General features: G+C 74.0%; 9 protein-coding genes. 4 read left to right on the top strand and 5 right to left on the bottom strand.

All coding sequences use genetic code 11. From position 1 onward, the window contains the following. Positions 1 to 221: 221 nt before the first annotated feature. Positions 222 to 2,426: an ATP-dependent RecD-like DNA helicase gene (locus tag ABZ793_RS34245; protein ID WP_357465079.1), complete on the top strand. Its 2,205-nt coding sequence runs from the start codon at positions 222 to 224 to the stop codon at positions 2,424 to 2,426. A 58-nt stretch (positions 2,427 to 2,484) separates the two neighbouring features. On the opposite strand, the gene ABZ793_RS34250 is transcribed toward ABZ793_RS34245, so the two are convergent. Next, positions 2,485 to 3,060: a helix-turn-helix domain-containing protein gene (locus ABZ793_RS34250; RefSeq protein WP_357465081.1), complete on the bottom strand. Its 576-nt coding sequence runs from the start codon at positions 3,058 to 3,060 to the stop codon at positions 2,485 to 2,487. A 147-nt stretch (positions 3,061 to 3,207) separates the two neighbouring features. Between ABZ793_RS34250 and ABZ793_RS34255 the strand changes: the two genes are divergently transcribed. Continuing rightward, positions 3,208 to 3,888: an NAD(P)H-dependent oxidoreductase gene (locus tag ABZ793_RS34255; RefSeq protein ID WP_357465083.1), complete on the top strand. Its 681-nt coding sequence runs from the start codon at positions 3,208 to 3,210 to the stop codon at positions 3,886 to 3,888. Beyond that, entirely contained in the window at positions 3,885 to 4,205 is a 321-nt protein-coding gene (locus ABZ793_RS34260; RefSeq protein WP_357465085.1) for a multidrug efflux SMR transporter, read from the top strand. The genes ABZ793_RS34255 and ABZ793_RS34260 overlap by 4 nt, the downstream gene beginning before the upstream one ends. A 43-nt stretch (positions 4,206 to 4,248) precedes the next feature. On the opposite strand, the gene ABZ793_RS34265 is transcribed toward ABZ793_RS34260, so the two are convergent. From ABZ793_RS34265 to ABZ793_RS34280, 4 genes are read right to left on the bottom strand one after another with little or no spacing between them, the layout of a single operon-like run. Next, positions 4,249 to 4,980, bottom strand: a complete 732-nt coding sequence (locus tag ABZ793_RS34265) for an amidohydrolase family protein (RefSeq protein ID WP_357465087.1) — start codon at positions 4,978 to 4,980, stop codon at positions 4,249 to 4,251. Beyond that, positions 4,977 to 5,717, bottom strand: coding sequence for a hypothetical protein (locus ABZ793_RS34270; protein WP_357465089.1), 741 nt, complete (start codon positions 5,715 to 5,717; stop codon positions 4,977 to 4,979). The genes ABZ793_RS34265 and ABZ793_RS34270 overlap by 4 nt, the downstream gene beginning before the upstream one ends. Next, a complete protein-coding gene (locus tag ABZ793_RS34275) occupies positions 5,714 to 6,610 on the bottom strand; it encodes a dihydrodipicolinate synthase family protein (protein WP_357465091.1) in 897 nt (298 codons plus the stop codon). The genes ABZ793_RS34270 and ABZ793_RS34275 overlap by 4 nt, the downstream gene beginning before the upstream one ends. Next, the gene (locus tag ABZ793_RS34280) at positions 6,607 to 7,779 is read right to left on the bottom strand and encodes a DegT/DnrJ/EryC1/StrS family aminotransferase (protein ID WP_357465093.1); all 1,173 of its coding nucleotides are present in this window, start codon (positions 7,777 to 7,779) and stop codon (positions 6,607 to 6,609) included. The genes ABZ793_RS34275 and ABZ793_RS34280 overlap by 4 nt, the downstream gene beginning before the upstream one ends. An 81-nt stretch (positions 7,780 to 7,860) precedes the next feature. Between ABZ793_RS34280 and ABZ793_RS34285 the strand changes: the two genes are divergently transcribed. Next, positions 7,861 to 9,081, top strand: coding sequence for a hypothetical protein (locus tag ABZ793_RS34285; protein WP_357465095.1), 1,221 nt, complete (start codon positions 7,861 to 7,863; stop codon positions 9,079 to 9,081). Positions 9,082 to 9,141 lie beyond the last annotated feature (60 nt).

Genomic DNA, 9,141 nt, shown 5'->3' on the forward strand with positions numbered 1-9,141 from the left:
CGGGCGGGGCCGCGCGGCGCGGGGGGGCCCCCCCCCCCCCGCCGGCGCCGCCCCCCCGCCCCTACCATCGAGGCAGCCCGCGGTCGTGAGCCACCAGCGGCCGACCGGGACCTCGATCGACGGCCGGTGCGACGGGTGCCGGCGTACCCGAATCGCCTGGTGGGTGGCTCTCACCAGGGACACGCGCGAGTGTCGAGCAGCACGCAGGGCAGGATGGGCGGGTGACTGCCCCCACTCGCCCGCCGTCGGCCGTGTTGGACGCGGTGCTCGAACGACTGACCTACGTCAACGAGGAGACCGGCTACACCGTCGCCCGGGTGTCCACCGACCGCAGCGGCGACCTGCTCACCGTGGTCGGGGCGCTGCTGGGGGCCCAGCCCGGCGAGAGCCTGCGGCTGTCCGGCCGCTGGTCGTCGCACCCGCAGTACGGCCGGCAGTTCGAGGTCCACTCCTACACCACGGTCCTGCCGGCCACGATCCAGGGCATCCGGCGCTACCTCGGCTCCGGGCTGGTCAAGGGCATCGGCCCGGTCTTCGCCGAGCGGATCGTCGCGCATTTCGGCCTCGACACCCTCCAGGTGATCGAGACCGAACCGAGCCGGCTGGTCGAGGTGCCCGGCCTGGGACCGAAGCGCACCGCGAAGATAACCGCGGCGTGGGAGGAGCAGAAGGCGATCAAGGAGGTGATGGTCTTCCTCCAGGGCGTCGGCGTGTCCACCTCGCTGGCCGTACGGATCTTCAAGCAGTACGGCGACGCCTCCATCACGGTGGTGAAGAACGAGCCGTACCGGCTGGCGGCCGACGTGTGGGGCATCGGGTTCAAGACCGCCGACACCATCGCCCAGGCCGTGGGGATCCCGCACGACAGCCCCCAGCGGGTCAAGGCCGGCCTCCAGTACACCCTCTCCGAGGCCACCGACAACGGGCACTGCTACCTGCCCGACGGTCAACTGGCCGTCGAGGCCACCAAGATCCTCAACGTGCCCGCCGACCTCGTCACCACATGCCTCGACGAACTCGTCGGCGAGGAGGGGGTGGTCCGCGAGACCCTGCCCGGGCCGAACGGCGAGCCGACGGCGGCGGTGTACCTGGTGCCGTTGCACCGCGCCGAGCAGTCCCTGGCCGGGTCACTGCTGCGGCTGCTGCACCACCGCGCCGACCGGCTGCCCCACTTCACCGGCGTCGACTGGGGCAGGGCGCTGGCCTGGTTGAAGGCCCGCACCGGCACCGACCTCGCCCCGGAGCAGGAACAGGCGGTCCGGCTCGCCCTCACCGCCAAGGTCGCCGTGCTGACCGGCGGACCCGGCTGCGGCAAGAGCTTCACCGTCCGCTCGGTCGTCGAACTCGCCACCGCGAAGAAGGCGAAGGTCACCCTCGTCGCGCCGACCGGCCGCGCCGCGAAGCGACTGTCGGAGCTGACCGGCCATCCCGCCGCCACCGTGCACCGGCTGCTCCAGCTTCGCCCCGGCGGAGACGCCTCCTACGACCGGGACAACCCCCTCGACGTCGACCTCCTCGTCGTCGACGAGGCGTCCATGCTCGACCTCGTCCTCGCCAACAAGCTCGTGAAGGCCGTCCCGCCCGGCGCGCACCTGTTGCTCGTCGGCGACGTCGACCAGCTCCCCTCCGTCGGCGCCGGGGAGGTCCTGCGGGACCTGCTCGCCGCCCCGGCCATCCCCCGGGTCCGGCTGACCCGGATCTTCCGGCAGGCCGCGGAGTCCGGGGTGGTCACCAACGCCCACCGCATCAACGCCGGCAAGCCGCCCCTGCTCCAGGGGCTCGGCGACTTCTTTCTGTTCGCCTGCGACGACACCGAGGCCGCCGCCGCCCTGACCGTCGAGGTCGCGTGCACCCGCGTGCCCGCCCGCTTCGGCCTCGACCCGCGCCGGGACGTGCAGGTCCTCACCCCCATGCACCGCGGCCCCGCCGGCGCCGCGGCCCTGAACACGCTGCTCCAGCAGCGCCTCACTCCCGCCCGCGACGGGCAGCCCGAGCGCCGCGTGGGCGGGCGGGTGTTCCGCGTCGGCGACAAGGTCACCCAGATCCGCAACAACTACGACAAGGGCCAGGCCGGCGTCTTCAACGGCACCGTCGGCATCGTCACCGCCCTGAGCGCCGAGGAGCAGACCCTCACCGTACGCACCGACGAGGACGAGAGCATCGACTACGACTTCGACGAACTCGACGAGCTGGCCCACGCGTACGCCATGACCATCCACCGCTCGCAGGGCTCCGAGTACCCCGCCGTCGTCATCCCCCTGACCACCAGCGCCTGGATGATGCTGCAACGCAACCTGCTCTACACCGCCGTCACCCGCGCCAAGCAGCTCGTCGTCCTGGTCGGCTCCCGGCGCGCCCTCGCCGCCGCCGTCCGCACGGTCGGCGCCGGGCGCCGCCACACCGCCCTCGACCACCGCCTCGCCTGACCCGCTCGGTCCTTACCAGCGCCGAGGCCCTCGTCGCCGAGGACGTTCCGTGCCGGAGTCAGTCCGGCAGGACGTACGCGAGGCGGGCGAGCGCCGACTTGATCTCGGGCACCGTTCGCCCTCGGTCGTGGCGCTGGTACCGGTACACCTCGGGGGCGAGTGGCGCGAGCAGGACGTCGGCGAGGGCGTCTTCCTGCCAGCCGGCGTCGCGGATCAGGGACATGACGAACGTCCGCCAGAAGCCGTAGGCCCCGGTGGCGAAGCGGCTGGCACCCAGTTCGGCGCCGAGGGCCAGCGGCAGGTGTCGTTCGAGCAGATCGATCATGGAGTCGTAGAACGCCTCGAGGCGGCGGCGGGGCGACGCGCCCGGCCCGAGCGGCGGCGGGCCGGCGAGGATCTGCTGCTGCAACCGCTGCTCGTGCACGTCGAGGAGGGCGACAGCCACGGACGTGACGTCCGGGTAACGGCGGTAGAGCGTCGCGCGGCCGACGCCGGCGGCGGTGGCCAGGTCCGTCATGGAGATCTGCGGGCCGCGCTCGGCGAACAGGCGTTCCGCGGCCGCGAGGATGCGTCGCCGGTTGGCCGCGGCGTCGGCCCGTTCCGCGGGGGCCGGGGCCAGAAGGTCATCCGCCATCCCGACAGCCTAACCGGACACCCCGTCCGGTTGCGACGGCCCCCGCACGCCCGAACCGGCTAAGTGGACATGGCGTCCACTTAGCTGCTAGCGTCGAGAACAACCGGACATCGTGTCCGCTTCCTTCGACGAGTAGGGACGAGAGTCATGGCCCACCTGCTGCACCTGGACGCCAGCGCCCGTCGGGCATCACACTCCCGCACGTTGAGCAGGGCGTTCGCCGACGAGTGGCGGGCCGCCCACCCGACGGGGACCTACACCTACCGCGATCTCGCCGCCGACCCCGTGCCCGTCATCGGCGAGGCGTGGACCGAGATCTGCGACTACGCGCTGCGGCACGCCATCACCGAACCCGGCCGCCTCGCCGAGGGGGTGCGGACCCCGGCTCAGCGGGAGGCATGGGCGGTGGTGGAGCCGTTGCTCACCGAACTGGTCTCCGCCGACGTGCTGCTCATCGGCGCTCCCATGTACAACTTCTCGATCCCTGCGAGCCTCAAGCTGTGGATCGACCAGGTGACGTTCCCGCACGCCAGGCTGAACCTCAAGGTCGTCGTCACCGGCGCGCGAGGCGGTTCCTACGCCCCCGGGACCCCGCGCGAGCCCGTTGACCACCAGGAGCGTTACCTGCGGGACTTCTTCCTCGGTCACTTCCAGGTCGACGACGTCACCGTCATCAACACCGAGTTCGTCAACTCCACCGTGGACCCGACGCTGGGACGGTGGCGCGAGTCCTACCGCAGGTCGTACGCCGATGCCCGGCAGGCGGCGGTCGACGTGGCCCGCGCCGTCGCCGCCGGGGCCCTGGCACCCTCGGGAGCGCAGGCATGAGCTGGCTCGTCCTGGCGCTCGCCGGCCTGGTCGAGATCATCTGGTCGCAGACGATCAAGCCGACGCAGAACTTCACCAGGCCGGCGCCGACCCTGCTCTGCTTCGCGCTCGGAGCCGCCGCCGTCTACCTGCTCTCCCGGGCGATGCAGGACCTGCCGGTCGGCACGGCCTACGCCGTGTTCACCGGCATCGGCGCGATCGGCGCGATCTCGCTGGGCATCGTCGTGCACAAGGATCCGGTCGGTGTCGGCCGCTTCGCCGCACTGGCCCTGATCGTCTGCGGCATCGTGCTGGCCCGGGTCACCGATCCGGAATGAGCGCGGCGAGCAGGTTGCCGCCGTCCTCCAAACAGAGCCGACGTCAGCACACGTCGAGGCGGAACAACTCGGCGGCGTTGCGCCAGGCGACCCGCTCGGCCAGTTCCGCGTCGAGGTCGGCGGCGAGCACCGCCCCGAAGGCCGCCGCGGGGTCGATGAGCGTGGCGTCGGTGCCGAAGAGCAGCCGACGCGGGTCGACCGCCGCCGCCACGGCGGCGAACCGGCCCGCCTCGGTGTGCGAGAAGCACGGCTCCAGCCAGAGCCGGTCGACCGAGTTGGCCGCCTCGACGGCGTGCCGCCAGCCGTTCGCGCCCATGTGTCCGGCGATGGCGCGCAGCCCGGGGATGTCCGCGACGGCCTGGGCCAGGTCGAGCGGCGTCGCGTCCCAGGTGTGCACGAGGGCGGGCAGGTCGTGCGCGGCGACGAGTTCCAGCGCCGCGCGGGCCTGCGGGGAGTCCGCCGGGGAGCCGGTGTAGTCGGTGTGGATCTTCACGCCGACGAACCGGCCGGTGGGGAGCAGTTCGCGCAGGTCCCGTTCGGCGTCGTCGAGGCGGCGCGGGTTGATCGTCAGGTAGCCGAGCAGGCGGTCGTTGGTCTCCAGGACCCGGGCCATCGCCCGGTTTCCGGCGGTGACGTCGTAGATGACGGCCTCGGTGGCGGAGACGACGGCGAGGTCGATGCCGTAGCGGTCCATCACCGCGAGGTTGGTGGCGACCGCCCCGACGTCCATGCTGAAGAACCAGGGTCCCCAGTGGGCGTGCACGTCGATGATCATTCCTGGCCCTCCAGGATCCGGCGGGCGTTGCCGCCCGCCACGGCGGCCACCTCGGCCGGCCCGAGGCCGCCGCGGGCCAGCCGCAGTCGCGGCACGACCGGCTCGTAGAACGGGGTGCGGGAGCCGTAGAGCAGCCGCCCGACGCCGACGTGGGCGACGACGGTCTCCAGCGCGTCGGGCGAGTTGAGCAGCCGGGTGGAGGTGTGGAAGCCGGGCTCGTCGCGGGCCGCCACCACGAAGTCGCCCAGGTGGTAGAAGTGCGTGTCCAGGAAGACCACGGTCGCGCCGCGCAGCGGCCGCCAGAACCGGCGGACGTCCCCGCCGGTCAGGATGACCAGGCCGGCCTCGGCGGCCCGGCGGGCGACGTGCCGTACGGACGGGAAGTCCGGCTCGACGCGCTGCTCGTCGGGGAAGAGCCGCACCGCCCGGAAGCCGCGCTCGGCGAGCCGGACGACCTCCCGCTCGGCGCCGAGCGGGTCGCGCAGGTCGAGCGCACCGACGGGCAGCACGGTGGGGCCGGCCAGGGCGGCGGCCTCGTCGTTGCCGCTGGCCACGTCGAACAGCGCCGCCCGCAGGCTGGCCACGGCCGCCCGCGCGATGCCGTTCGCGCCGAGGGTGGCCGCGACGTCGCGGGGGTCGCCGGTGGGGCCCGGCCGGTCGGCGTACCGGCCGACGAGGACGTCGACGTCGAAGGTGACCGGGGGCAGGTCAGCCGCGACGAACGGGTTGCCGCTCACCGCTGCCTCGCCACCGCGAGCACGCCGTCCCGGTCGCCGTCCGGCAGCGCCGGAGCGTACGGGTCGACCGCGTGGGAGGCGGGGATCCGCCCCTCGTCTGCGGCGATCTGGAGCATGCGGTGCACGTACCCCTCCATCGGGTCGGTGAAGGTGACCTCGGCGAGCCGGTCGAGCCGGGCGGAGGCGGCGACGAAGTCGTCGTGCTTCCCGTCGGCGTACGCCCGCAGCACGGCGGCGGTGACCGGCACGGCGGCGGCGGCGAGGCCGACCAGGGCGGCCTGCGCGCCCCACATCAGCGACGGCCCGAACATCCGGTCCTCGCCGGTGACCGCCAGCCGGTCGGCCCGGTGCGCGGCGGCCAGGGCGGCCTGGCAGGCGAGCGCGTCGTGCAGCCGGGCCACCTTCACCCCGGCGACGCCGGGGTGTTCCAGCAGGGCGGCCAGCCGCGACGCGGAGTACGGCCGGGTGTAGAGGTCGAACGCGAGCATCGGCAGGCCGGCGGCGCGCCAGACGGCGTCGTGGTGGGCGAGCACGTCGCCGTCGACGGGGAAGACCAGGACGCCGGCGGCGCCGAGGTCGGCGGCCCGGGCGGCCTGCGCGGCGACCTCGTCGGTGTGCTCCCCCGGCCGGCCGCCCACGCCGACGACCACCGGCACCCCGGTGTCGACGGCGTGGCGGACGACCAGGTCGCGGGTCGCCGGGTCGAGGAAGGGGCCGCGGCCGGTGTGGGCGCAGACCGCGAGGGCGTCCGCGCCGTCGGCGACCAGGCCGCGCAGGTAGCGGTCGAGCACCGCGGCGTCGACCGTCCGGTCCGCGTCCATCGGGGTGGCGGTGGCGGCGACGAGTCGCCAGCGCAGCCGGTCGCGCAGCGCGGCGGCGGCGGGCGCGATCACGGGGTCACCGCGGCCCGGACGGCCTCGGCGATCTCGTCGACGTGCGCGTCGGTGTACCGCTCGTTCCAGTCGATCACCAGCAGCGTCTCCGCGATGAGCCGCTCGGCGACCGGGAACGCGCCGGGCCCGTAGGCCGGCAGCCGGTCGGCCGGCGGCACGGTCAGCGGGAAGCGGGAGGTGCCGTAGACGGGTGCCTCGGTCAGCGCCGGGGCGCAGTGCAGCGGCTGTTCGAGGTAGCCAGCGCGGGCGGGGATGCCGGCGGCGGCGAGCTTGCCGGCCACCTCGTGGTTGGTCAGCGGCGGGTCGAGCACGATCGGGAACAGCCACCACGCGTGCGCGTCGAGGTCCGCCGGCAGGCGCACGCCGGGCAGGTCGGCCAGCGCGGCGGCCAGCCGGCGGGCGGTGCGCCGCCGGTCGGCCAGCACCCCGGGCAGCTTCGCCAGTTGGGCGCGGGCGACGGCACCGGCCAGCTCGGTCATCCGGTAGTTCAGGCCGAGGCCGACGTGCCGGCGGGCCTCGTCGCGCGGCCAGCCCTTGTCGGCGAAGAGCCGCATCCGGCGGGCCAGCACGGCGTCGTCGGTGAGGGTCAGGCCGCCGTCGCCGCAGGTGATGTGCTTCCACTGCTGGAGGCTGAAGCAGCCGATCGCGCCTGCGGTGCCGGCGAGGGTGCCGTCCGGGTAGCGGGTGAGCCACGCCTGGGCGCAGTCCTCGATCAGCGGCACGCCGGCGGAGTCGGCGACCGCGCGCAGGTCGGCGGCCGCGCCGAACAGGTGCACCCCGAGGATCGCCCGGGTGCGCGGCCCGATCGCGGCGGCGACCGCCGCCGGATCGAGATTGCCGGTGTACGGATCGACGTCGGCGAACACGGGCACGGCGTTCTGCGCGAAAATGGGCGCGACCGTGCCGAAGTCGCTGATCGGAGACGTGATGATCTCGTCGCCCGGATCCGGCGCGACGGCCGCGACGGCCAGATGCAGCGCCGCGGTACCCGAACTGGCGGCCACGGCGTGCGACACTCCGTGGAGGTCGGCCATCTCGCGCTCCAGGGCGCGGACCTCCGTGCCCCAGACCGAGCTGAGCATGCCCGACTGGAGCACCCGGCCGACGGCGGCCAACTCCTCTGCACCGATGGTCCGGCCGCTGGCGTCGGCCATGCTGGGGAACGACACGCACCCTCCCAGGGCTTCAGTAATACCGGGCCTGACCGTAATCTTGTGCTGCGAACAATGCAACCCTGACAGGAGGCAGCGGTGACCATTGAGATCGGGGTCGTCGGTCCGCACGACCTGGTCGACGACGTGGCCGCCACCTGCGAGGAGCAGCCCGGCGTCACCGCCAGGCGGCTGCACTACGACCACGAGTCGCAGGCACCGGCGATCGTGGAGGCGCACGCCGGCCAGGTCGAGGCGTGGCTGTTCACCGGCGTCGTGCCGTACACCCTCGCCCGGGAGGCGAACCTGCTGCACCGGCCGGCGGTCTTCGTCGACTACACGGGCGCGACCCTGCTCCAGGCCGCCGTACGGCTGCTGCGCGACGGCCGCGACGTCACCCGCATGTCGATCGACACCGTCACCGGCGCCGACGTCGCCGGCACCTTCGGCGAGGCCGACCTGCCGGTGGACCGGGTCCGGTCGCTGCCCTACCGCAGCGGCCTGGGCTCCGACGACGTGGTCGCCTTCCACCGCCGGCAGCGCAAGGCCGGCGCGGACGTCGCCGTCACCTGCATCAGCTCGGTCTACGAGGTGCTGCGCCACGAGATGCCGGCGTTCCGCCTCGCCCCGTCGAACCACTCGGTGCGCGCCGCGCTGCGCCAGCTCCTGCTGCACGTGGGCAGCCAGGCCCAGGAGGACGCCCAGATCGCGCTCGGGCTGGCCAACCTGTCCGACGGCGACGACGGGCTGCTCAAGGAGGTGGCCGGGCTCGGCGGCACCGTCGCGCGCTTCGCCCCCGACACGTACCTCATCGTCACCACCCGAGGCCCGCTGCACGACGCCACCGGCGGCTTCACCGCGCTGCCGATGCTGCGCCGCCTGGCCGACCGGCACGAGACCGTGCAGATCGGGTTCGGGCTGGGCCGCAGCGCCGCCGAGGCGGAGAACCTGGCGCGCCGCGCGCTGAGCCGGGCACGCCGGGTCGGCCCCACCACGGCCGTGCTGTCGCTGCGCGGCGAGACCGACATCGTGCTGGAGTCCACCACGCCGGCCCCGCCGCCGGCGGAGGTGAACCTGGCGGTCATCGCCCAACGGGTCGGCCTGTCCGTGCCCACCCTGCTGCGGCTGCGCGAGGTGCGTACGACCCTCGGCGACGAGCCGTTGACCAGCCGGGAGGTCGCCGACCAGCTCCGGGTGCAGCAGCGCACCGCCCGGCGCATGCTGCACCGCCTGGAGCTGGCCGGCCTGGCCGAGCGGACCGGCAACCTCGCCTCCGGCACCAGCGGCCGCCCGCTGACGCTCTACCGCCTGACCCTCTGACCGCCCGCCCGCCCCTGTCCCGGGCGGGCGGTAGCGAGGCCGGCGGCGGGGACGCTGTCC

The sequence above is a fragment of the Micromonospora sp. NPDC047465 genome, assembly GCF_040643125.1.
Taxonomy (GTDB): domain Bacteria; phylum Actinomycetota; class Actinomycetes; order Mycobacteriales; family Micromonosporaceae; genus Micromonospora.